Origin of the sequence: Thermophagus sp. OGC60D27 (genome assembly GCF_052400625.1) — a bacterium.
In the GTDB taxonomy this organism is placed as follows: Bacteria; Bacteroidota; Bacteroidia; order Bacteroidales; family Marinilabiliaceae; genus Thermophagus.
In genome coordinates this window covers 177,070-202,294 of the sequence record NZ_JBQTGH010000008.1, presented here as the reverse complement: position 1 = coordinate 202,294, position 25,225 = coordinate 177,070, and the positions used below count along the sequence as shown (strand labels likewise).

14 protein-coding genes are annotated in these 25,225 nt (G+C 41.1%); 11 read left to right on the top strand and 3 right to left on the bottom strand.

Features of this window, described 5'->3' with window-relative positions; all coding sequences use genetic code 11:
* Positions 1–20 precede the first annotated feature (20 nt).
* From ACT29H_RS11640 to ACT29H_RS11590, 11 genes are all read left to right on the top strand, one after another.
* A complete protein-coding gene (locus ACT29H_RS11640) occupies positions 21–1,571 on the top strand; it encodes a DUF4955 domain-containing protein (RefSeq protein WP_444821802.1) in 1,551 nt (516 codons plus the stop codon).
* A gap of 66 nt (positions 1,572–1,637) precedes the next feature.
* Positions 1,638–3,179, top strand: a complete 1,542-nt coding sequence (locus ACT29H_RS11635) for a hypothetical protein (RefSeq protein ID WP_444821801.1) — start codon at positions 1,638–1,640, stop codon at positions 3,177–3,179.
* 17 nt (positions 3,180–3,196) lie between these two features.
* A complete protein-coding gene (locus tag ACT29H_RS11630; RefSeq protein ID WP_444821800.1) occupies positions 3,197–6,328 on the top strand; it encodes a SusC/RagA family TonB-linked outer membrane protein in 3,132 nt (1,043 codons plus the stop codon).
* 107 nt (positions 6,329–6,435) lie between these two features.
* Positions 6,436–8,115 carry a RagB/SusD family nutrient uptake outer membrane protein gene (locus ACT29H_RS11625; protein WP_444821799.1) on the top strand — a complete coding sequence of 560 codons (1,680 nt, stop codon included), beginning with the start codon at positions 6,436–6,438 and terminating at the stop codon, positions 8,113–8,115.
* Between the two features lie 84 nt (positions 8,116–8,199).
* Positions 8,200–9,732, top strand: coding sequence for a sulfatase-like hydrolase/transferase (locus ACT29H_RS11620; RefSeq protein WP_444821798.1), 1,533 nt, complete (start codon positions 8,200–8,202; stop codon positions 9,730–9,732).
* A gap of 63 nt (positions 9,733–9,795) precedes the next feature.
* Entirely contained in the window at positions 9,796–10,584 is a 789-nt protein-coding gene (locus ACT29H_RS11615; protein ID WP_444821797.1) for a DUF1961 family protein, read from the top strand.
* A gap of 290 nt (positions 10,585–10,874) precedes the next feature.
* Positions 10,875–13,379, top strand: coding sequence for a polysaccharide lyase family 8 super-sandwich domain-containing protein (locus tag ACT29H_RS11610; protein ID WP_444821796.1), 2,505 nt, complete (start codon positions 10,875–10,877; stop codon positions 13,377–13,379).
* Between the two features lie 284 nt (positions 13,380–13,663).
* Entirely contained in the window at positions 13,664–15,310 is a 1,647-nt protein-coding gene (locus ACT29H_RS11605) for a glycosyl hydrolase family 28-related protein (RefSeq protein ID WP_444821795.1), read from the top strand.
* A gap of 151 nt (positions 15,311–15,461) precedes the next feature.
* On the top strand, positions 15,462–16,964 hold the full coding sequence (locus ACT29H_RS11600; protein ID WP_444821794.1) for a T9SS type A sorting domain-containing protein: 1,503 nt from the start codon (positions 15,462–15,464) through the stop codon (positions 16,962–16,964).
* 247 nt (positions 16,965–17,211) lie between these two features.
* Positions 17,212–18,942, top strand: a complete 1,731-nt coding sequence (locus ACT29H_RS11595; RefSeq protein ID WP_444821793.1) for a family 43 glycosylhydrolase — start codon at positions 17,212–17,214, stop codon at positions 18,940–18,942.
* Between the two features lie 132 nt (positions 18,943–19,074).
* Positions 19,075–20,631 (top strand): sulfatase family protein, encoded by a 1,557-nt coding sequence (locus ACT29H_RS11590; RefSeq protein ID WP_444821792.1) that lies wholly within the window; start codon positions 19,075–19,077, stop codon positions 20,629–20,631.
* A gap of 294 nt (positions 20,632–20,925) precedes the next feature.
* Here ACT29H_RS11590 and ACT29H_RS11585 read toward each other — a convergent pair whose 3' ends face one another.
* From ACT29H_RS11585 to ACT29H_RS11575, 3 genes are all read right to left on the bottom strand, one after another.
* The gene (locus ACT29H_RS11585; protein ID WP_444821791.1) at positions 20,926–21,807 is read right to left on the bottom strand and encodes a carbohydrate kinase family protein; all 882 of its coding nucleotides are present in this window, start codon (positions 21,805–21,807) and stop codon (positions 20,926–20,928) included.
* A gap of 1 nt (position 21,808) precedes the next feature.
* Positions 21,809–23,299 carry a mannitol dehydrogenase family protein gene (locus ACT29H_RS11580; RefSeq protein WP_444821790.1) on the bottom strand — a complete coding sequence of 497 codons (1,491 nt, stop codon included), beginning with the start codon at positions 23,297–23,299 and terminating at the stop codon, positions 21,809–21,811.
* A gap of 201 nt (positions 23,300–23,500) precedes the next feature.
* A complete protein-coding gene (locus ACT29H_RS11575) occupies positions 23,501–25,219 on the bottom strand; it encodes a purine-cytosine permease family protein (protein ID WP_444821789.1) in 1,719 nt (572 codons plus the stop codon).
* Positions 25,220–25,225 lie beyond the last annotated feature (6 nt).

The following is a 25,225-nucleotide window of genomic DNA, read 5'->3' as shown; positions in this document are numbered from 1 at the left end:
ATGCTAGAGGTAAAGGTATTATGATGAAAATAAAATGGTTATTTCTGTTTTTTATTTTTTCCATCAGTTTGTCTGCGCAAAACAGTGTACTGTGGGAAGACTTCGTGGAGAAAAAAACGAAAGGAGGTATTCCCGTACTCCCTGATTTTTCTTTCGCAGGATATCACTTTAGTGAAAAAGGAATTTCCAAGGTTGAGTACAGAATTTTTGATGTGACCGAGTTTGGTGCGATTCCTGACGATGAAGTCTCCGATAAAACGGCGATCCGAAAGGCTGTTAAAGCGGCAGAAAAAAATGGCTGTGGAATTGTTTTTTTTCCTAAAGGGAAATATATCATTAATAGGAGCGGCGATGATGATGAACCTATCTTTATAACCTCATCTAGAATTGTATTTCGAGGGGAAGGGGCCGATGAAAACGGTAGTGTCTTATTCTTTGATCGGGATTTGCCGGCATCCGATCCCCATAAGTTGTGGAGTGTTCCGTTTGCCATTCAAGTTAAAGGTCCCGGAAAAGAAAAGTTGCTGACAAGAGTGGTATCTGATAGCAATAGAGAAAGTTATGAGGTAGTGATGGAGGATCCCTCAAAGATAAAGGCAGGTGATTGGGTGGTTTTAAAACTTCAAAGTAAAGATAAAGAGCTTATAAATAAAGAGCTGTATACTAAAGAGGCACGACCGGAATGGACTTCCATTCAACAAAAAGGAGTTGTGGTGAATGAATTTCATTTAGTTAAGAGTGTCAATGGTGATACTGTCTCATTTTATAATCCTTTACATCATAAAATTGAGGCCAAATACAAGTGGTCGCTTTACAAAGCCAGTTATGTTGAAGAGGTTGGTTTTGAGGATTTAGCCTTTGAAGGTAATTGGTTGAAACCTTTTGTTCATCATCGGTCTGCTCAGGATGATGGCGGTTGGAGCATTCTTAAAATGGACCGGACTATTAATTCTTGGATCCAAAATTGTCGTTTTCGAAATGTAAGCCGTGTTATTCATATTTCCCGTTCTGCGTTTTGTACTGTATTAGATGTTGTTGTAGATGGTAATTCAGGCCATAACGCTGTTTCTGTAGGAGGTGGATCGACCGGTATTCTGGTGGCGAAAGTGGAAGATAGGGCTGGGATGTGGCATACCAGCGGTGTCTCCGGTGGAGGGTGTGTGGGAAATGTTTTTTGGCGTTGTTCACATACAGATGATACATCTTTTGAAATGCATGCTTCGCAACCTCGGTGCACTTTGTTTGATAATGTGAGAGGAGGTTTTTTCTCGGGAAGAGCAGGCGGGGCTATTCAAAATTTGCCAAACCATCTTTCCCATCTTGTACTGTGGAATTATTGCGAAATAGACGAATCTGAAGAGAATTTTGGTTTTTGGGCATCTAATACAAAGTATTGGAAAATTGTTCCTCCCATAATTATTGGCTTTCATGGCTCGGGAACCACATTTAAAAAGGAAGATCTTTTATTTGAAGAAAGTACCGGAATTAAAGTAAAACCGGAGTCGCTTTTTGAGGCTCAATTGGAATTAAGACTAGGAGAATTACCCAGGTGGCTGCTCCCATATCAATAATGCGTAAAGAGTATTATTTAATTGTTTTTTCTGATTTTTTGAATTGATAAAAACTAATAGATTACTATGAAAAAAAATCTGTTTCTAATTTTTGGTTTTGTATGTTTAAATCTAATAGGGTTTGGATGTACAGAAGATTCCTTTTATTCATCAGAAGGGAAATATCAGAATCCGTATGACCTGCGTTATGCGGATGTTTTGAATGCCCGGGAATACTCCTCTATTCATACCGGGAAACCTACGGTGATGACCGGAGGATTAATCCCCGTTTTTGAAATTGTAAGTATTAAGGATGGTGATGGCAATCTCTTGACGGGAGAATACTTGTCAACCGTTTCAATTTTGAATGCCGATACCATTGAAAATTCATTGGATGCGGATGACTGGTATGTGTTGGACGGGGATACCGTTAAGTCTTATACGGGCGTTGACAGCTATGAAGCCGGCATGATTGTAATTGAAGATGAAAATCCTTATGGAATTGGAGACTATTATTTCACCATAAAAGTGACAGTGACGACTCCTGAAGGGGAAAAGCTCTCAACTACTTTTGAGGATGCGTTTCATTTACAGATAGGACCTAAACTGGTTAATAATTTATTGTATTGGCCCATTGTTCAGAATATAGTTGTAGAGGGTAGTTCTTCTACTACCAAACCTTTTATTTTGGAAGGAAACAGTGAAGTTATTTTCTCGCTGGAAAGTGATACCGAGAAATTGACTATTGATTCTGAAACGGGGGTGGTTTCTCTTATCGCCGGGTATAGCGTAACCGAAAATGATACCCTTATTCCAACCATCAAAGTTACCAGCAAAATTAGTGGTGAGGAAGTGTCATTTCAGGGTGAAGATTTTCTGAAATTGATTGTTTCTAAAGATCCCCTGGAAGATATCCCTTCGGTGGATATGATCAATATTTTTTATCCTACGATGGAAGCAAGAAATTCTATTTATGGTTATACCTATAAAATCGTTTCAGCAGGAAGTGTTTCTGAAGCCAATGTATGGACTCCTCAGTCTTTTAAAAACAGTTTTCCCGGAGCAGTTGATGAGCGACCCGCCGATATTGCCTCTTCCATTAAGAGCATAATGACCAATGTAACTTCCGGCGATAATTTGCCACATGAATCGTGGGTTATCATGAACAGTCAAAATATCTCTCTTTATAAGAATGATTTTGATATGGAAGCCATTTTCTACATCCAGAACAAATATGTTGAATATCTGGATGATGGACGGACACCCACTAATCTGTCGGTAAAAGTTACGACTGAATATACCGGAGATGTGCAAAAAACCGTTTGGGAGGATGTTAGTGATATAGTTGTTTGTGCCATCCAAAATGATCCTGAAAATACATTTGTTGGCCTTCCCTATCCTGGTGATCAGACCGGGGACGATCCGGATGGGAAAAAGGGACCCAATGCTGATGGTAGATGGGTGAAGTGTGTATTGGATCTTTCGCCTTATAAGGAGTCTAAGAATTTTACGCTGGCTTTTCATCTGGAGTCCTTATACGATGGTGTAATTGTTTATAACGGAACTCCGGGCGGACGCCCTGGGCGGTATTATATCTCTGATGTTCATTATGTTGCCAAAATAAAATAATATAAAAAGATAATACGATGAATAAATATATATTTGTTTTAATCGCTTTTATAATATCTTCTTCTGTTTTTGCACAAAAAAAGGTGACCGGGACTGTTTATGATGAGGAAAATGTTCCATTGCCCGGCGCTACAGTTGTGAAAGAGGGGACCACCAATGGTACCATTACGGATGTTAATGGCTATTTTGTCATAGAGAATGTTAATGAGGGTGATCGGTTGGTGATTAGTTTTATAGGTTTTGAATCATCGACCGTTGACGTTGGGAATAAAAGTAATATTACTGTCGTATTAAAAAGTACGATAACTGAGTTAGACGAATTGGTGGTTGTGGGTTATGGTACTACCAAAAGAACGGATCTAACCGGTTCTGTTGCTTCCATTAAAACGGATGATCTGGCAAAAGCATCTGTTTCCAACTTCGACCAGGCTTTAGCCGGTCGAGTGGCGGGTTTAAGTATTACCTCTGTGGATGGAACCCCGGGTGAAAAATCAAATATCGTAATTCGTGGCGGGAACTCTATCACCGGAGATAATTCTCCGCTGTATGTGGTGGATGGAATGCCGCTTGATGATTTCGACCCTGCCACGCTCAATACCAATGATATAGAAACTTTTGACATTCTTAAGGATGCTTCTGCCACAGCTATCTATGGTTCGAGAGGTGCCAACGGAGTAATCATTATTACCACCAAAAAAGGAAGAAACGATGGTAAGACTGATGTCAGAGCCGGTGTTTCTTACCGAACCGATTGGATCCCTACACGGCTGGAGGTGCTAAGTCCTTATGAATTTGTTAAGTATCAGGAGATGGTGGCTTATGCAATGGATGGCTATATTCCTTCACAGTATGTGAAATATTTTAGTACATCATATGTTGATCCCTCCTATTATTTGGATTCAGAAGGTATTGACTGGCAGGAGCGGGTCTTTAGGGCGGCTCCCAGTATCAACGCCAATGTGAATATTAGCGGAGGAAATAAAAATACCTCTTTCTATTATTCCGGGGAATTCCTCAAGCAGGATGGGACACTTATCAATACCGGATTTGAAAAGCTTATCAACAACTTGAAAATTCGTCATAAAATTAACAATAAAGCAGATATTGGTGCGCAACTGCAATATTCCTATATGAACAGAAAGGGGTTAAGCGTCAGAGGAAATTCCTATACCAGTGTGATTCGAGATGTGATTCGTTTTCGTCCGGTAGAGCCCGTTGTTGACGATGGTCTGGAGGAAGGAGGATATGATCCGATGGATCCCAACTATCGATATTATTTTAATCCGGTTAAAAACCTCGAAAATACAGACCGCCAATATCGTTCCTATGTTTTTCGCGGGGGACTGGATTTCAAATATAAGTTTACCAAGGAATTGGTATTGTCGATGAGAGGTAATTATCAGATGGATTTACGAAAACAGCATTTGTTTTATGGTGAAGATACCCAGCAGGGATCCAGAGGAAACGATCTGATAAATGGCTCAGTAACCCTGCCCATGTATTCCACTTTATCTACCTCCAATACTTTGACTTATAGCAAACGAAAAAATGGGAATAAATATTCTGCGTTGATTGGGGTGGAAGCCCAAACCCGGCGCTATGAATATGCTTATATGAAAAACTCTCAACTACCCACCGACTTATTGGGAATTGATAATTTGGGGATTGGAATTGCGCCCTCATTACCACAAACCAGTGCCTCGGAAAATAGGTTGCTATCATATTTTACAAGAATTAATTATGATTATAAAAGTCGATATTTGTTAACCGCCACGTTCCGGGCCGATGGGTCTTCAAAATTTAAAAACAATCCGTGGGGATACTTTCCTTCCTTTGCCGCTGCGTGGAGAGTGAAAGAAGAAAGCTTTTTGACAGGCCTTGGATGGCTGTCCAACGCCAAAATAAGAGCCGGATGGGGCCTTACCGGAAATAATCGCATTGGTGATTTTGAGTCGTATAATCAATTGGGCGTAAGTACTTCCAGTGGTTATGTGTGGGGAAATGGTGAAGATTATAATCCAGGCGTCTATTTGGTCAACATGGGTGTTCCTGATTTAAAATGGGAGAAAACCGCGCAAACCAATGTCGGTTTAGATTTGGGATTCCTCAATCAACGTATTTCTGCCAACATTGATTATTATCACAAGAAGACTTCTGATTTGTTGCTGGATGCGGAAATGGCTTTGCATACCGGATTTGATAAGGTTCAGCAAAATGTGGGAGAAGTTGAGAATAAAGGATTGGAAATTGTTATTAATAGCGAAAATATTCGCAAAAAGAATTTCAGATGGAGTAGTTCATTCAATATTTCTTTTAATAAAAACAAGGTATTGGCACTTAATGCTGGTCAAACAGAAATTTTGACCAATCCCGACTGGAACTATGGATACAATGAGTACCAGTATGTGACCCGAATCGGGGAGCCTGTGGGGATGATCTATGGCTTGCAGTTTGATCGCATATATCAAGTGAGTGATTTTAATTACGACAACGATACCGGCGTATATCAACTTAAGGAAGGCATTCCTGACAATGGCAATGCCATTATTGCTCCGGGGAGTATTAAGTTTGTTGACCAAAATGGGGATGGAACCATTAATAGTAGTGATCGTGTTATTATTGGAGACCCTCATCCTAAACATTTTGGCGGATTTAGTAATACTTTCGAGTTTTTAAATGGCTTTGATTGTCAAATCTTGTTTCAATGGTCCTATGACTTTGATATCCTGAATGCGAATAAAGCAGTTTATGCCAGCCCCGATGGTACTTTTAACGGTTTATCTGCGTTGTCTCAATCCTGGACGCCATATTATACAGATACCGATGTGAGCTCTCGTGTTTACCAGTCTGTATATGGTACCGCCCCCACAGGAAATCAGATTGATTCACGTTTTGTGGAAGATGGCTCCTACCTGAAGTTAAAAACAATGGTTGTAGGTTACACCCTTCCGGATAAATTGGTTAAGCGAATACATATTCAAAAAGCCAGAATTTATGTGTCCGGAAATAATCTCTATACTTGGACAAATTATTCCGGATATGATCCCGATGTATCCGTCGGGAAGTATGGCGCCCTTACCCCTAATCTGGATTATTCGGCTTATCCGCAAAGTTCTTCCGTGGAAATAGGAATTGATATTAACTTTTAAATAACAGAATGAAACGAGCATGGTGAAAAAGGGTTGGGGAAAAAGTGATGCCATGCCCGTTTCATTAAATTAATGAGTTTAATTAATAAAATACTAATGAGGAAGTCATGAAAAATATAAATTTCTTTTTGTCGATACTGGGCATCTTGTTTTTATTGATTCCAACAAGCTGTGACGATTTTTTGGAGGTTGAACCTGACTCCACCTGGGATATTGATGCTTTTTATTCGGATGAAACAGAGTTGGATCTTGCTCTGGCAGGTATTTATTCAGTTTTCGCAAGCGATAAAGTTTATGGTGGTAGTTTGATTACATTCGAGGCAGGAACAGATGAGAGTTTTTATAATCGACGTTATAATGATAATTGGACGGTTGGGCTATATCGTTATACCGCTGCTGATACTGATATAAAGGATTTTTGGAATGAATTGTATAATGCCATCAATCTCTGTAATTTGATGGAGGAGAAGATCGGGAATTCAGAGCTTTCGGAAGAGATCGTTAACCGTTATCTGGCTGAGGAACGTTTTTTGAGAGCTTTCGCTTATTTTCAATTAGTTAAGTGGTTTGAGGATGTGCCTATGCCATTAACTTATACTAAGGATTTGTCTGATAATAACTTGCCTGTGTCGCCCATGGAAGAGGTATATGCTCAGATCGAAAGTGATTTTGATTTCGCATCTAAATATCTTCCACATCCCTCGGATGCAGATTATCTGCCGGGACGTGCACATAAACTGGCTGCACATGGTATGTTGGCAAGGGTTTATATGAAAATGGCCGGTTATCCTTTAAAAGATACCGATAAATATATTTTAGCCAAAAACAGATGTGACAGCGTCATCCAGGATGGTTTTTGTCATTTAACCGTTAATTCTGACACGTTGGGATACCGAAATCTGTTTCTTAACTATATCCAGAATGAATACAATTTGAATGAATCTCTCTTTGAAATTTCATTTCGTGATTTGAGCGAATCCGGAATTTATGTTTATGGCCGATTAGGTGGAGTAAATGGTTTAGCCTTTAATTATGGCGGAACAAATGTGGGATACCCTTCAGCCTATGCCATGATGAACGCCTCACCAGTTCTCCCTTTAATCTATGAGGAGGGAGATAAACGTATTGAATGGAATATTCCTGCTATTTCTTATTCATCTAGTGGCGATGCACAAAGAGTAACCAGTCATTTGAGCAGGAGCTACTGCCCCGGTAAATTCAGAAAATGGGAACCGGCCGATTGGGCCGACCTGGATCGTAAGGTGGAAGATGGCATGATCGAACCCTATGTGGTTTTGGAAGCGACGACCAATCCCAATAAAAATTTTTCTAATATTAATTATCCCGTTCTTCGATATGCCGATATTTTGTTGATGTATGCTGAAGCAGACAATGTCATCAATGACGGCCCTACTGCTCAGGCCATTGCTTATCTTAATTTGGTGAGAGATAGAGCCGGACTTCAACCTATTGAGGCGGTTAAACCTTTTGTCATTGCTTCCAAAGAAAACTTTTTTGAAGAGATCATGGATGAACGCATGCGTGAGTTTTGTTTTGAGGGGATTCGTAAAATGGATCTTATTCGTTGGGAGAAGTTGGGAGAAAGACTTGATTTCTTGGCTCAGGTAATCAAAGGGGATAGTGATTATGACAGTACCAATGGAGATCATCAGGCTTATCTGCGGGCCAGCAACTATTTTGAGGCTCCCAAATATTTAACACTTCCATATCCTGAACAAGAGGTAAATATCAATAATAAACTTGAACAGAAAGCTCTCTGGAAATAATAGTTTAAAAATATAAAGGTTCTACTTAAATTATGCATATAATTGACGTAGAACCTTTTGTGGAAAAACAAAAAACACAAAAAAATGAATGTAAAAAGAATTGGAATTTTATTTTTTCTTTTCATACTTGCAGTTGTGGGAGGCAACGCAGCTGATAAAGAAAAAGCACCCAATGTTATTGTAATATTCCCGGATCAGTACCGACAATTTAGTTTGGGATTTTGGGCAAAAGATGATAATGCTCGTCATATTCAGGGAAATCCGGATCCTGTTCATACGCCTGCCCTAGATAAGCTGGCTGAATCAGGGGTTGTTTTTAACCGGGCTATGAGTAATTTCCCTTTGTGTAGCCCCTTTAGGGGAATGATGCTCACCGGTAAATATCCTTCATCTAACGGAATAACTGCCAATTGCCGAAAAGACCGAAAAGTGGGAATTAAGGTGGATGGAAAGGCCATTGGGAATATCTTTTCTGAGGCCGGGTATGAAACTGCCTATTTTGGTAAATGTCATTGGCAACGGACCGAGCCTCTTTTTGATAAGGAAGGAAATTATGTCGGCACCACCGAAGCTCCCGGTGGCCATTATACTAATAATTACGATACTTATGTCCCTCCGGGTGGACCCCGCCTCGGATTTGATTATTTTTTCCAAACCTTACGCGATACGCATACCAATCCGCTGTGCTACTCCAATGATCCAAAGGCCATTAATGGATTGAAAGACGGGGAACTCTATATGCCTCACCGCTTTAATGCCGCCGTAGAAACCGAAGCTGTTTTAAATTATTTGGATAATACCCATAACCAACGAGATCCTGAAAAGCCATTTTTTATTACTTGGTCTCTGAATCCTCCCCATAACCCTTGGACGGAAGAACATACTGATATGCGATTCTTCCCTCAGTATACTCATAACGGTGAAGTTATCATTGATAGTCTTTTGTTGAGAGAAAATGCCGATAAAGAGGTGGGGAACTATGCCCCCTACTATTTTGCAAATGTGAGTGCTGTCGATTTTTTTATTGGAGAAGTGCTGAAAAAACTGGATGAAATGGGAGAAACAGAGAATACGATTATTCTCTTTACTTCTGACCATGGTGAAATGTTGGGAAGTCATGGACGGAAAGGAAAACCTTTTCCGGAAGTGGAGGCTTTCAATATTCCGTTTGTTTTGAAATGGGGAAATAAACTGGAACATCGCATTGAGGATTTAATGATTTGTGCACCGGATATTATGCCTACTTTATTGGGAATAGCCGGACTTGAAAATCTTATTCCTGAATCGGTACAGGGTACGAATTATGCCGATGTCATTAAAAATCCAGCTTCCAAAAATGTGAAAAGGCCCAAGGCCGTTCTTTATTTTGATTATACCTCCCGGGGGCTTTATACTGGTCAATATACTTTTGTGGTAAAAGAAGATGGAAATGGAAAATTGAAAGAGGTTTTTTACTACGATAATGAGAAAGATCCCTATCAGCTTCACCGGATTACCGGTCGTTTTATGAATAAAAAGCTGGTTAAAGGTTTTAAAAAGGAGTTGGCCAAGCAACTCGTCGCAATTAATGATAAATGGGCTCAGAAAAAGATTTGTGGGGATTATCTTGATTATTAGTTGGATGTAGCCGTGATTTGTGGTTTGTCGTAAAATTATATTTGCGACAGAGGAAGGAATGTTATGATGAGTAAATTGAATTCGCATCCTGTTTTATTAACGGTCTTTCTTTTAAATTCTTTTTTTGCAATATCTCAGGTTCCCTGGTCCAAAACATCCCTTTTGTTTTCTGATCCAGGAACCGTGAATTGGCAAATTAATTGGATGTTGGATGGCCAAAGAGCTAAAGTTATAAATTCTAACGAGGGGATGGAGCTGGTTGCAGGGAATGAGTTTGGCAACGACACCTGTCATGCCGTGCTCTGGACGAAGCAAAGTTTTTCGGGTAATATCTGTATTGAGTACGATTACACCCGTACCGACACCGCTACGCGATGTGTTAATATTCTCTATTTTCATGCCACAGGAAAAGGGGATAAGGAATACCCTGCAGATATTTCTCTTTGGAATGATCAGCGTCGGGTGCCCCATATGCGTACCTATTTTAATAATATGCATACTTATCACATCAGTTATGCTGCCTTTGCTGCCAAAGAATTTTCCGGCAATAATGATTATGTCAGGTTTCGCAGATATAATCCTTCTCGGGAAGGTTTGGATGGAACCGATGTCCCGGGTGATTATAACAAAACAGGTCTGTTTAGAACGAATATCACTTATCACATTCAAGTGTTTCGTTTTAATAATTGTGTAGAGATGCATGTTCAGAATAAACATAATCCCCGGGAAAAACGTGTCTTTAAATGGGATGTTGCCATGTTTCCTCCTTGTAATTCAGGAAGGATCGGACTAAGACAGATGTACACCCGAAGTGCCAGATATAAGAATTTTAAAGTATGGAGAATTGAATAAGTCGGGGATTTGTTCTCGTGCGAGAGGATATTGTTCTGTGGAGGTATTTTAGATCGTTAAGCATGAAAATGTGAATATGGAAATTTTGAAAGGGGGTTATCTATTTTATCAATATCCATAGTTTGAGGACAGAATATAGAGAAGAACGGGTAGGCCTATCTGCTCATATTTTATCTTTCGTGTGGTTTGCTGATGTGAAATTAGGATTTTATTCGTTCCTGCCTTTTAACGTGAATGGTATTTCACATGTAAAAAAACAGGTAAGTGAGTTTGTGTTAATCGAATCAATTATGAAAATGCATAAAACTATTACATTTTTTGGATTGTTGTTTGTTTATTTTGCCATCTCCTTTTCTGTAATGGCACAGGATTCACCTAAAGAGAAGGCTGTTGCTGAATTTAGAAAATACTTTTCTCAACATGCCTATCGTGGGCATCAACTTACAAAACCAAAAACAGAACAAATAACCTCGCAACAAAGTGTCGAGCTTTTAGGGAATGATGGTCGTTTTGTTGACTTGATTGCAGCTCAGGAAAAAATTGAGACGCAGCAGTTGAATCTTCAACGAAAAACCGAATCCCAGCACTTTGTGGGTGAAACCCTTGAGAAGGCCTTTAATAGAATATGGAGAATTGCTCAATTATACCGAGGTAAAAAATATGAACAGTATAAGAATGACCCAGTCCTAACCAAACTTTTTAAAGCCATTAATAATTACAGCAAAATTGAAGCTGACAGGGGAAGTATTGAAAATGGCAGATTTCATATTAGTTGTTTTGCCATTCCTACGGCAGCTGTAAATACTTATTTCTGCTTGTTTGATGCGATGGAGGCGGTGGAGAATGGGCAAGAGAACAGTGAGATGGCTGTAACGGCCAATCAATATTTGAAACAGATGGGTTTTCAATCGTGGACGCAACCCTATCGTAACGATGAAACCGATAAAAATCCGGTGAGTGTTGATCGATTTAGAAAACACGTATGGTGGGTTGGAGGAAATGGATTAGGATTTAGATCATTACTGCCTACAGCAGCGGCTATGAATTCTGTGGAAATGATGGATGTTTTAGCGGTGGTCGCAAAGGGAGCACTTAGCTGGGTATCCCAAAATACTTATGACGAATCTTTCTGGACAGAAGGGTTTACTGCCGATGGCGCGGGTTGGGGACATGGCATGCAGTGTCTGATTTGGGGATATCCTATATCAGGAACTTCTGCTGCTTTAAATTTAATTAAGTACTTCAAAGGCACTCCATGGGCTAAACAATTAGATAATGCTAATGCTCAGGCACTTTTAAATTACTATCGCGGTAGTTCGTGGTACTATTATAAAGGTTATATCCCTCGTAGCCTCGGAAGAGGTAGTATGGAGTATACCCCTTTAGTAGAAAAGAAAATTGGGACGGCGGAGATGATTAAGGGTGCCGTAAAAGACTGGATTGATTCATTTTCTGATGAGGAGCAGAAAGAGTTGTTGGATTTGCAGGAGGATATAAAAGATAATCGGATTGTTATGGAAGGATATCCGGACGGACTTTATAATGGCACCCGTTGGTTTTTTAATAATGATAATCTTATAAAAAAGAATCCTGATTATTACATCTTTGTCAGCATGGCCTCTGTCCGTTGCGATGGTATTGAAATGGCACATAATATGGCCGATAAATTCAATTTTTTTACTTGTGACGGCTTGACCTTCTTGATGAAAGAGGGCAATGAATACCATAAGGCTATAGGAGCTTGGAATTTAACGGCACTGCCGGGTGTCACCGCACGCCAGGTCGATGAGGATGATTTAATTCCGATGACCAATTGGAGGGGCTATTGTAGTTTGCACAATTTTGCTGCCGCTGCAACCAGTGGTACGAAAAATGCAGCTGCCGGGTTTATCTTTGAGAAGATGAATGCTTCTGAAAAAAATAATGTCAACGATCCTGTCGGGAAAGAAGATCCCAATGATTTAATTTATTGTGTAAAGGCTTACAAAGGCTATTTTATGGCGGATGATTATATGGTGGCTCTTGGGGCCGGTATAACCAATAAGAAGCCTAATATGGAAGGCGATATTTGGACAACCATTGACCAAACTCACTATAACTGTTCTGTCAAATTCATGGAAGATTCAAAAGTCCAGAAAATAAACGGAAATAAGTCGGTGGAATTTTCTGACAAGGAAATGATATGGGTTTCACATAAGGATGGATTTGATTATGCGGTATTACCACAATATACAACCGGAAAGGTATTTCTGCAGACTGAGACCCGGAACACCAAATGGGAGAAAATTAATGAGGCTAATAAAAGAATTAAGAATAAAACGGAGAAAGAGGATATTTTTCAAATGTATATAAACCATGGCCGTCAGGTGAATAATGGATCTTATGCTTACGTTGTATATGCCGGTGAAAAGAAAGCCAAAAAAGCTTTTGAAAAAATGCCTTTGGAGATCCTTGTCAATACGACCGACATACAGGCGGTGGCCTGGGATGGCCGATATCTTGGGGCTTCTTTCTATAATCCGGATGAGATATTGGGGATAAAAGAAAATAAAATCCGTGTGTCGGCTCCCTGTGCCCTGCTGTTGGAAAAAAATGAAGATGGTTGGACGCTGACCGTTACGGATGCTCAGATGAATGAGGATTTGAAATATATTGAAGTCAAAACGACCTTCAACTGGAAGGGAGATGTTGTAGAAAAAGATGGTGCATGGAGTATCGTTACCGTACCGATGCCTCAAGGCGATCTATGCGGAAAGCCTGCATCCGTGAAACTTCGCTTTGATGGAGAACTTTGATGATTCAGGACCCTATTTGTAGTTTTTGTATCATGGCCTCTTTTTAAAGTAGTGCGGATGGAGAGGTTTGCGATTTTATTCGTTGCAAAGGTCCTTCTTGTGGATTAAGGTTCATAAGGATGTGAAGAAGGATGTTTTTAAGGCTTGATGTTTTGTTTGACAGACTTTGTGGTAGGATTCATGAACTTCGTGAAATAAGGATTAGCCCTACAACAGTATATTGCAGACTTCTCCTGAGGTTTTCAGGCCGTTTTGGTAAAGATCGTTTGTAAAATTTAATAGATATGATTCGCCTTTATTTGTTTTTATTAATAGTTTCTTTGTTTGTCTCTTGCAAGTCGGGAAAATCTGGGCGGCCGCCTCTGATTCTTCAGGAATTTTTGGACAAAGGTGCACATAGTATTTTGCCGGATTTTTCATACGCCGGATATGAGTATGGGGAAACGGAGATTCCTGATGTGCAGGATGCCATTTTTAATGTTGTTGATTATGGTGCGGTTCCCAATGACAATAATGATGACTCAACTCCTATTCAGGCGGCGGTAAATGATGCCGTCAATAATGGTGGAGGAGTTGTCTTTTTCCCTCCCGGGGTTTTTCATGTTAATATGGATTCTTCCAGATTGGGGTTGATTGAAATCAATGGGAGTAATATAGTTCTCAGAGGATCCGGTTCCGGGAAGGATGGCACCACTATTTTTAGTGGTAATCCCACCACCCAGGATGAGAATCCTTGGTTATCCCCTTTTATTTTTCATACCGGATTAAATCTTTTTGGAACAGACCGTTTTTATTCCATCGAGGAGGCTTCAGATGCTGTTAGTTTAACGCAGGATTTATTAAAAGGTGAAAGAGCCCTTCATTTGGAAACAACCGCCGGAATGAAAAAAGGGGATATATTGTTGTTGGCCATGAGCAATACTAACGATGATGGGGACTTGATGTGGGAATTAATGCAACCACTCACTTATGACACCTTTCAAACTTCCTATTTGAATGCAGGGATAGATCGAAAATCTTCTTTCCAGTGGCCCGTGGAAGTGGATGAAGTGATTGATCACGGCACTGTACTATTGAAGCAACCGGCACGTAGAGACATTAAAACCCGTTTTAATGCGAAAGTTGCTATTTTCCCTATGCTATCAAATATCGGCATCGAACATTTCCGGTTTGATTGTGCCTATAAGGGGGGGTATGAACATCATCTCTCTCCTGAGCATGATTATGGTTGGGGAGCAATCTGTTTGCATCGTACCAAACATAGTTGGGTAAGAGATGTCCATTTCGATAACTACACGCAAAATCTTCATTTAATTAACAGTCGCAATGTTACGGTCGAAAATTTGACCATTAATGGGAAAGGGCATTACAGTGTGAAAATGTACAACTCCAGTGATAATCTGGTTCAAAATATTAATGTAGAGGGAGAGTTTACTCATGGACCCGGATTGGAAGGCGCTTGTTTTGGCAATGTCTATCGCAAAATCGAACTTGCTTTTCCTGCTCCAATTGATCTGCATGGTATTGCCGGCCCTGATTTTTGTCCTCCCATGTATAATCTGTATGAAGAAATAAGCAACTTAACACAGTTCGCAGGCGGTGGAGCTCCCTCTAATATTCCTCATTCCGGAGAATACAATACGTTCTGGGGGCTTAAGATGTCGGGATTTGATGACAACGGTTACCGAGAATTGTTTTATTCCTGGATTTGGAGGCAACCCAAACAGTTTCATAACGATTTTCATATTGATTGCCATAAGCTTTATTTGAGAAGTATTTTGGTGGGAATTTATAGCACGAAACACAAATTATCCATTGAACATAAATCAGAAGACCGATGTGATGATTGGATATATGTGGAGGGTTTGAACAAAAAAATGAATTTGCCTTCTCTCTATCGTATTCAATTAAAGCATCGGCTTGATCTTTAGCTAATTTAGAGCTGTTGATGAACGCTTTTATTCTCTAATAAATGAAATATTTCTGACCATTTTAGAGGACCGGCTCGGAAATCTTTGTATGAAGAATGTTTATCTGCATTTCATTACTAGCAATTTTGGAATAATTAAAAATTTATGAATTATGAATGAGAATATTAGGGGAAATTTAAAAGAGAACATTTTGCGCGGAGGAATTCTTCTTGGGTTTCTATTTATAAATTTCTTTAGTCCGGCTCAACTACAAGTGGGGGATCCCGGTGTGTTGGTCGATACGCAAAAATTAGATGATGATTATCCTCAAATGGAACGGTGGGCCAATGCTGGTGTGAGGGGTGGAATCCCCTTTGTCGAAGATTTTGACAAGGTTGAGAAGATTTCTTCCGGCAACAGTTCTCATATTAGTGAAGCGATTCAAGACATGGCAAGCAGTTTAAATGGCGATGAAAAGGGGTTGATAATCCTGGAACGCGGAACATATGTGATTGACGAAACAATTAAAATGAAATCCAATGTTTCTCTTATTGGGGAAGATCAGGATGAGGTAGTGTGCAGCATAACTATGTTCGGCGGGGTCGCTTTTTCGTTTTGGGGTGTCCACAATTGTGGAATCTACAACCTTACCATTAAAGGCAGTTGGCCGGAACCAAAGTATAATTGGAATTATAGTTTGGAAGAGAATGAAGAGTTTGATAATGATAATATTTCGGTGAAACTCTCCGGTGGTTCTACCGATTGCTGGTTAGACCGGGTTGTTATTCTTAACAGTGGAAATGATCCCTTGAGATGTGCCGCAGACCATAACACCTTCCGAAATCTTATAGTGGATGGTTGTAAACGAAAAGCAGGCGGCGCACAAGGCTATTTTTTTATTCAGGGAAGGGATAATCTTATTACTGGTTGTCAGGTCACTCATCTCAGACATATCTCTTTACAGGGAAGCAATGTAGAATACAATGTAGTGTACGATAATGATTTTAGACAGGAAATAAGTTTTCATTCCGGGGATGCCGGCAATAATCTTATTGAAAATAACCGCATAACCTTACCCGTAGATATGCCGCCTGTGGCACCGGGAGATGCTGATGAGGTGACTCCTGTGGAAGCGCGCAATAATAAACCTGTCTATTTTGCCATTATGGGGCCCTGGTCGATACAACATGAGGTGTCGGAAAATCCTAATTTTATTTACCGAAACAGTTGTGTTCAATATAACCATGATTTTGGTAGTCGCACACCATGGTCCGATCCCAACAAGGTTTACTATGGACCTCAATTTTTGGGGTTGTCGAACCAACAGCGTATGGAAAATTTTCCCGAGTATAGTGCGGGGCCCCCTTCCGGGGGTACCTTATATGCCATTAAACTTTCCGATGAGGTAACAGTTGATAAAGAGGCCGTTTCTGATGAAAAATGTGTTGTTTTCCCCAATCCTTTTCGGCAAAATCTTTTTATTGATGCAGGGGATGACTTGTTGACAAAAGTTTCTTTGGTGAATTTAAAAGGTGTCCCCGTCTATTCCTTGGACGTAAATCAACAAAGTCGATTGAACCTATCCCTTGTCGATAAAATGGGGGAGGGCTTTTATGTCTTGAAAGTAGAAAAATTGAACGGGATGGAAATTATGAAGGTGGCCAAAGTGAAATAGTCGCTTTTAGAGAAGCCTGGAGACTTCATATTCTATAAAAAGATAAAGTGATACATAATGGAATGTGCACTAGATTTAAAAGGAAAAAAGAAGGATGCATCATCTGGTTGGGCTGGTTTCTCCGGGTGATGTGTCTTAATTTTTATACCAAAGGCACAAAGCTGTTAATGCCACCAAGAGAATAGGTATGAATTCAGGTAACCCGTGCCAGTTTAAGTAAATAATGAATGAGATAAACTATATACCAATGAAGCGTTTTGTTTTTATCTGTTTGTGTGCAGTCTCTCTTTTGAGCTGCAGAGAGTCCGCTCAGGATCAGATGCCTGCCACTGTTTGTAATCCTATGGATTTGAGTTACCGGTTTCGGCCTGAAAGAGATGAGGTGTCCAGGCGTGAAGCGGCCGATCCTACCATTATAAAATTCAAAGGGGAATATTGGATGTTTGCATCCAAATCAGGCGGATATTGGAATTCCAAAGATCTAAAAAATTGGGACTTTGTATTGGCCGAAAATTTCCCGACCGAAGATTATGCACCTACTGCGGTGGTAATAAACGATACCATATATCTGGCGGTTTCTTCAAAAAAAAATAAAAAGATATACCATACTACCCAGCCCGAAACGGGCCAGTGGTTTGTGACAGATTCTTTGGATTTTCCCGTTGAAGATCCCTGCCTTTTCTTAGATCACGATCAGAAACTCTATTTATATTGGGGTTGTTCCAATGTGAATCCTCTGTATGGGGCTCAGCTTGACCCGGAAACTTTTGGCGTTATCGGTGAAATAAAGGAACTTATTTTTCCCAACCCGAAAGTGTTTGGATGGGAAGTAAGAGGCGACCACAATACTCAGTACGAAAATGCTCCATGGCTGGAAGGAGCCTGGATGAACTTCTACGACGGGAAATATTATTTGCAATATTCGGCTCCCGGGACTCTTGAAAAATCCTACTGTGATGGCGTTTATGTTAGTGACCATCCTCTTGGCCCGTTCAAGCCGGCCAGGCATAATCCGTTTGCTTATAAACCCGAAGGATTTGTCGGAGGTGCAGGCCATGGAAGTACTTTTACGGATAGGTATGGAAATTATTGGCATACGGGAACTATCTCTATTTCTGTGAAGCATAAGTTTGAACGAAGAATCGGGTTCTATCCTGCTTTTTTTGATGACGATGGGGTTTTGTACAGCCTGACCAAATATGGCGATTTTCCCATCCTCATTCCCGATCGGAAAATCCATTCTTTTGATGAGATTTTTCCAGGTTGGATGTTACTTTCTTATGGAAAGAGTGTGACTGTGTCGTCTGCCGAAAAGGGATATGAGGCGGTTAATATGGTTGACGAAAATATCAGAACTTATTGGGCCGCAAAAACCGGACATGAAACCGAATGGGCTGAACTGGACTTAGGCCAAGTTTATGATGTTCATGCCGTGCAGATGAATTTTGCCGAACATAATGCCAACCTTTATGGAAGGGTATCTGGTGTATTTCATCGCTATACCATTGAAGCCTCTCAGGATAGAAATCAATGGGTAACCATTGTGGATCGGTCCGATAATAATAATGATAATAGCCATCAGTATGTCCAGCTTCCGGCTAAAGTGAATTGTCGATATCTCCGCCTTAGGAACGTCGAAGTGCCTGATGGAAGCTTTGCCGTGTCGGGATTCCGGGTTTTTGGAATCGGCAATGGTCCGAAACCGGGGCCTGTAAAACATTTTAATGGCATTCGTGATAAGAATGATTTACGAGCTGTTACGCTTTCATGGAACAAGTCTGAAGAGGCTATTGGATACAACATTAGCTATGGTTCAGAAAGAAACAAGTTGTATCATAATTATATGGTTTATGAGGATACAACGGTTGTTATTAGAAGCTTAAATGCCAGGCAGAATTATTATTTCTCTATTGAGGCTTTTAATGAAAACGGAATTACCCCTTATTCTGAAAATGAATTGCTGATTGTTGAGGAATAATTTCAGGGGTATTATTTTGTGTTCCATTGGTGGAATTTAAGGATTTTCTTATCTGCCCAATTGGGCGGTTGAGAAAATCTAACTTATAAGAATAGGAGTGTTGTCTAAACGTTTTGATAAAATGTGTTTGTTATGAAATTTACGAATTATTGGTGTTTTATGATTGTTTTGTTGTTTACAACCTTCTCCTGTAAGATAAAGGAACCAAAGTCAAATCTATCTACAGAGAAAAGTAAGCCTAATATTGTTGTAATCTATATGGATGATTTAGGTTACGGCGATATTGGCGCTTATGGTGCTACAGCGATAAAAACACCTAACATTGATGCTCTTGCCGAGAACGGCGTGAAATTTACCAATGGGTATGCGACTTCATCTACCTGTACACCCAGTCGCTATGCGCTGCTTACCGGACAGTATCCATGGCGAAATAAAAATGCCAAAATTTTGCCGGGAACAGCGCCACTACTTATTGATACTGCACAGTTGACGTTGCCAAAAATGTTGAAAACAAAAGGTTATCGTACAGGACTTGTTGGCAAATGGCATTTAGGACTAGGCAATGGAAATGTTGACTGGAATAAGCATATTGCTCCGGGCCCCAATGAAGTCGGGTTTGATTACTCTTTTATTATGGCTGCTACGCAAGATCGGGTGCCCACTGTTTTTATTGAAAATGGAAAGGTTGTAGGCCTTGATCCTGAGGATCCCATTCAGGTGAATTACAAAAAAAATTTTGATGGTGAGCCCACAGGAAAAGATAATCCCGAATTGTTGAGAATGAAATGGCATCATGGGCATAATAGTAGTATTGTTAATGGTATTCCGCGCATAGGCTTTATGAAAGGAGGGAAATCAGCCAGATGGGTCGATGAAAATATGGCAGATACTTTTTTGGTAAAGGCGCAAAGGTTTGTAAAAAAACATAAAAACGAACCTTTCTTCTTGTATTATGCAATGCAGCAGCCGCATGTTCCAAGAACTCCCAACCCAAGATTTGTTGGTAAAACCGATTTAGGACCACGGGGAGATGTTATCGTTGAAGCGGATTACTGCATCGGACAATTTATTAATACCTTAAAAGAAGAAGGCCTGTTAGAGAGTACGATTATTATCTTTTCAAGTGATAATGGGCCGGTCATTAATGACGGCTATTATGATGATGCGGTTGAGAAATTAGGCGATCATAAACCCTGGGGCCCTCTCAGAGGTGGAAAATATAGTCTTTTTGAGGCCGGCACAAAAGTTCCGCTTATTACTTATTGGAAAGGCGTTATTCAACCTGGCGTTTCAGAGGCTTTGGTTTGTCATGTTGATTTACTTTCATCGTTGGCTAATTTCGTCGGAAGTGAATTACGTGGTCCTGATAGTGAAAATCTATTAGATGTTTTCTTGGGAAAAAGTCAAAAGGGACGTGATCATTTAATTATTGAAGCAACTAGCCGGACTGCACTTAGAAAGGGTGATTGGATAATGATTCCTCCATATAAAGGACCTGCTGTTAATGAACAGGTGAATATTGAGCTTGGTAATGCCGATGTCTATCAACTTTACAATATTAAAGAGGATGTTGGTCAGAAAAACAATCTTGCTGAAAAGCATCCTGAGAAGCTTAAGGAAATGATCGATGATTTTACAAGAATAAGGGGTGAAGGATACAGTAGTATTGAACAACTTGAGTTAAAATAAATATTTTATAAAGAAGGGGCTGTCCGGAGATAAAAGACAGCCCCTAATTTTTTGTTTGGCACCCCATGTCTTAGGTGTCAGACCTGACAACAAGAAATATTGACAGGGGTACAGTATTTCATCCCAGTTATTTGAAAGGGGGCCAATGGTTAAGTGTCTTTGAATTTCCGGACCATGTCAATCCCTCTATTTGTCCCTTCCGCCATTCCACCTTTTCCCCTTCTACCGTTTTACCATCCTGCCGTTCGACCCTTCTACCATATCTTACAGGCTTATTGACTATAACGCAAGCTATTAGGATTCCATCATATCCTCAATCTCTGCCATTGATACCATAGGGTTGGCACCACTTTTAGACGCCACGATGGCCCCTACGGCACAGGCAAAGTCGAGGGCTTCGGCCGGCGAAGCACCATTGAGCAGTTTACTGATGAGCGAAGCCAGGAATGAATCGCCCGCGCCAACGGTGTCGGCCACGGTTATTTTATACCCTTTGTGGTTGATAAATTGATTGTTGATAAAGAGTATCGCTCCGTGTTTTCCGCGTGTCACGCAAATCCGGTCGGTGTTGGTTTTGGTTGCTAAAAATTTTACACATTCCTCAATCGCCCGGTTTTCGAAACCCATATGACCACAAATCTCAAAGAGCTCATCGTCGTTTAACTTAATAAAATCAGAGGCTTCCATCAATTTCAGCAGCGTTGGCATGTCATAATGCGGAGGTCGCAGGTTAACATCAAAAACTTTAAAGGGAGCATGTTTGAGTAACTCGAACAGAGTGTTTCGTGATTTTTCGCCCCGAGCAATCAAGCTGCCATAAATAAAAGCGTCTGAACCCTTTACACACTCAACATCCTTCTCCATTAGTTTGATATCATCCCAGGCACAAGGCATCTTGATTTCATAAGAAGCAGATCCTCTTTCATTAAGGCTTACCAACACTTCACTGGTAGCAAAGTGGTTGCTCACCTGCAAGTGACTGAAATCAGCCTTAAAAGCCCTCATCTTCCTTAAAATTTCTTCACCCTGTTTATCATTGCCAATGCTGCTGATAACAGATGTTTGATTGCCAAACGATTGGGCCCGAAGTGCCACATTGAGTGGTGCACCGCCCAGTTTCTTTCCCGTTGGTAACATATCCCACAACACTTCACCAAAACAGACTATATTCTTCATTCTACTTTAATTTTGAGTTGATTTCCCGAACGCATTCCTTCACTTTTTTGCTTCTCAACATTTCCAATGAGGTAAGAAATGCATCGACAAAGGTTTTGTTATTGACCAAATCGCCAAATACCGGCTCTATTTGAAGAAAACGAATAGGGTCTTGATGAGATAATGCAGCGGCGCGAATCAATTCATTGCTCATGGCATCTTCGATGGGATAGGTATTTCCCTTTTCGTCTTTACCATCGTTATATTTACACCATGCCGCCACCACAAAAGCAGCTTTGGTAATATTTTGTTGGCTCTTCAGCTGAGCTTTGATCGTTGGCAACAGGAAGATGGGTACTTTGGCAGAACTCTCCAGACAAATACGTGCCACCAGGTCTTTAATGTGTATATTCCGGAAACGCTCAATAAGGCTGGCTTTGTATTTTTCGAGGTCGATACCGCCCAAATCGCCGAGGGTGGGGCTCACCTCTTCGTCCATAAACGCTTTTAGGAAGGTGCAAAAATCTTCATCCCGGGCAGCTTGGTCGATGGTTTTATACCCATGCAAAGCACCCAGCATACCCAGAACGGTATGTCCGGCATTTAAGAGTCGCAACTTCATATTCTCGAAGGGAACGACATTCTCCACAAACTGCGCTCCTACTTTTTCCCATGCGGGCCTTCCGGCCATAAACCGGTCTTCTATAACCCACTGAATAAAGGGTTCGCAAACCACCGGCCATTGATCCTCCACCAGGAATTCATCCCGTAATTTTTCAATATCTTCAGCCACTGTCACCGGCGTGATTCGGTCGACCATGGCATTGGGGAACGAAACATTTTCTTCTATCCACTCCAGCAATTCCGGCTCTGCCTTTTCCACATAGTTGAGCAGGGCCTTCTTGGCCACATTGCCATTGCCTTGAATATTGTCGCACGACTGGATGGTGCAACCTCCCACCCCACGATGCATTCTTAATTTCATAGCTTGCGCCAGATAACCAAAAACGGTTTTGGGCGACATGGGATTTTTCATATCCTCAATGATGACCGGATTGCTGAAATCAAATTCACCGGTTGCCTCATTCAGGTTGTACCCTCCTTCGGTAATGGTAAGAGAAATGATCTTGATGTCGGGATGCGCCATTTTTTCGATCACGGCTACCGGGTTTTCCGGGGCAAAGATGTATTCCACAATGGATCCGATCACCATGGGGGTGAGGGAACCATCCAACTCTTTAATCACCAAAGTATATAATCCGTCCTGATCTTTCAGAATGTTGTAAATCCTACGGTCGTAGTCCAATAAGCCCACTCCGCAAATGCCGCAATCCAAAACGCCGAAACGCTCCATTAGCTGGTGGGTATAAAAGGCTTCGTGGGAGCGGTGAAAATTTCCCACCCCGATATGCACAATGCTTGTTTTCACTTCATTGCGGTTGTAGGAAGGCACCTTTACATTGGGTGGCAAGCGTCTGAGATTCTCTTGATTAAGTGCTATGGTTGTTTTCATGACATATAATTTATCTAATTCATTGTTTTCCGAAACGTTCTGTAAAAAGGAACAAGCAAGGGCAATACGTGAAACGGGAATAACCATTTCTCTTTTTCGACAATTCTGAACCATGATTGTTTCTCCCCTCTGTCCTTGATTTCATTGAAAAACTTCTAAAATAACCGCTGTAACAGGTTATACAAATCCGGCCACATGGCATTAAATCGCTTTATTAAGCGTTTTTTTTCTCTGCAGGTTCCAGTAGGCAAAAACGAAGTAACCGATGGTGCAATAAAAGCCATATTGGTGGAACATCGCTTTATTAACATTATAAATTTCCATATCGGGACTTGCCAACATAACATTTACCGACAATGCCAAAATCACCAGCAAACACGCCACGGAAGCATAGGCCAATAATCTGGAAAACATAGAGGTGTCTTTTTGTCTCGGAACTTTCCTTTTGGCTTTTTCTTCCTGATAGGCAACAATGTCAGCCTGAAGCTGCACTTCCTCGGCCTTTTCGTGTGTATAATCTTCAGCGGCACCATATCGTCTGGCCAAGAAGGTATATAAGATCAGAGTAAATATCCAGGTTGGAATAAAGAGGTAATAGAACGACATGATCTGAAGAGCATTCAGTCCAAAACCGAGGACGAGTCCTGCCCCCCACGAAAATACGGCCGGTCGGCTGGTCACCAGCTTTTTGTAATAACCCCAATATCTTGTCAATCCGATTTTAGGAAAGATGAAATGCTCGGCAAACACGATGGCGCCCACCGGCACGACAATCAATCCGGCGTAGGTGAGCATGGGTAACATTTTGGTGAAGACAAACGGAAAACAGGCAATGATGACGGTAAAAATTCCTACGACCAACGTTGTTCGACGGCGTGAATGGTGATAAAAGATGGCCTGAGCAGCCAACCCTGCCCGGTACAAGTTGGCGTTGGCCGTGGTCCAGCCCGCCACAATGACAATCACAAAGCCGGAAGCGCCAAGGGCGTAATAGGCCACATCGCCGGGATCAAGCTCAACAACCGGCTGACCAAGTAACACGCCGGCTCCGGCACCCATGATACCGGCAGCAATCCAAGCGATGTAGTGACCAAACAGCATCCCAAAGCTGGAATAGAGTCCATAGCTTGCTTTCTTGGCATAACGCAAAATAGCCATATCAATCAGTCCCACATGCGTAATGGTATTGGCAGCCCAGGCAAAGCCGATCACCTCCCACAAGCCGATGCCCGCATCTCCGGTGTTGGGAACCCCCTTCCAGATGGATTGATCGCCGATTTGAAGAAACTCCTTCCAGCTCGAAATGGTTGTGGTTCCCAAAACCGAATGAGACAGAGCAGGCAACAAGGCCAAAGCCCCCGCCACAAAAAGGGCAAATAGCCAAGGGGCACATATACTGGAAAAATCAGCCACCGTATTAAAACCGTAAATGGCCACTAAAACCACAACAATGCCAACTCCCACAACGATAAGGATAAACCATAGGTTGGTTGAATACCAGTCGAGCTGCGCCGGGATATTGAAGAAAAAACGCACGGCAGAGGAAGAGACCGTTATCATGGCCGCTGAAATGACGGTAAAGATGATCACATTGGCCCAGTTGTAGAGTTTGGTCATGGTTGACCCGGCAATCTTATTCAGATAAGTATACAGACTCAACCGGGTTTGAACGGCGATCGGCGCGGTAAGAAAAGTCCAGCTTAAAACTGCCAGTATATTTCCGATCAGCAAGCCAAATAATATATCGCGAGTGCTGGCTCCCAAAACCACGAAAGTGGCGCCGATAACGAATTCAGTAGCTGCCACGTGTTCGCCGGCATAGAGCCCGGCAAAGTGTTTGCCACCATGAAGTTGATTGTTGGCTATCGGAAGCTGTTCTTCATCCAGCTTATCAAACCTTTTTGTCAATTGATCATTCATGATTCC

Coding starts and splice junctions, on each gene's coding strand:
- ACT29H_RS11580 (WP_444821790.1), bottom strand. CDS start 23,299: ATGAAAACAACCATAGCACTTAATCAAGAGAATCTCAGACGCTTGCCA.
- ACT29H_RS11595 (WP_444821793.1), top strand. CDS start 17,212: ATGAAGCGTTTTGTTTTTATCTGTTTGTGTGCAGTCTCTCTTTTGAGC.
- ACT29H_RS11630 (WP_444821800.1), top strand. CDS start 3,197: ATGAATAAATATATATTTGTTTTAATCGCTTTTATAATATCTTCTTCT.
- ACT29H_RS11600 (WP_444821794.1), top strand. CDS start 15,462: ATGAATGAGAATATTAGGGGAAATTTAAAAGAGAACATTTTGCGCGGA.
- ACT29H_RS11625 (WP_444821799.1), top strand. CDS start 6,436: ATGAAAAATATAAATTTCTTTTTGTCGATACTGGGCATCTTGTTTTTA.
- ACT29H_RS11615 (WP_444821797.1), top strand. CDS start 9,796: ATGATGAGTAAATTGAATTCGCATCCTGTTTTATTAACGGTCTTTCTT.
- ACT29H_RS11585 (WP_444821791.1), bottom strand. CDS start 21,807: ATGAAGAATATAGTCTGTTTTGGTGAAGTGTTGTGGGATATGTTACCA.
- ACT29H_RS11640 (WP_444821802.1), top strand. CDS start 21: ATGATGAAAATAAAATGGTTATTTCTGTTTTTTATTTTTTCCATCAGT.
- ACT29H_RS11605 (WP_444821795.1), top strand. CDS start 13,664: ATGATTCGCCTTTATTTGTTTTTATTAATAGTTTCTTTGTTTGTCTCT.
- ACT29H_RS11620 (WP_444821798.1), top strand. CDS start 8,200: ATGAATGTAAAAAGAATTGGAATTTTATTTTTTCTTTTCATACTTGCA.
- ACT29H_RS11610 (WP_444821796.1), top strand. CDS start 10,875: ATGAAAATGCATAAAACTATTACATTTTTTGGATTGTTGTTTGTTTAT.
- ACT29H_RS11635 (WP_444821801.1), top strand. CDS start 1,638: ATGAAAAAAAATCTGTTTCTAATTTTTGGTTTTGTATGTTTAAATCTA.
- ACT29H_RS11590 (WP_444821792.1), top strand. CDS start 19,075: ATGAAATTTACGAATTATTGGTGTTTTATGATTGTTTTGTTGTTTACA.
- ACT29H_RS11575 (WP_444821789.1), bottom strand. CDS start 25,219: ATGAATGATCAATTGACAAAAAGGTTTGATAAGCTGGATGAAGAACAG.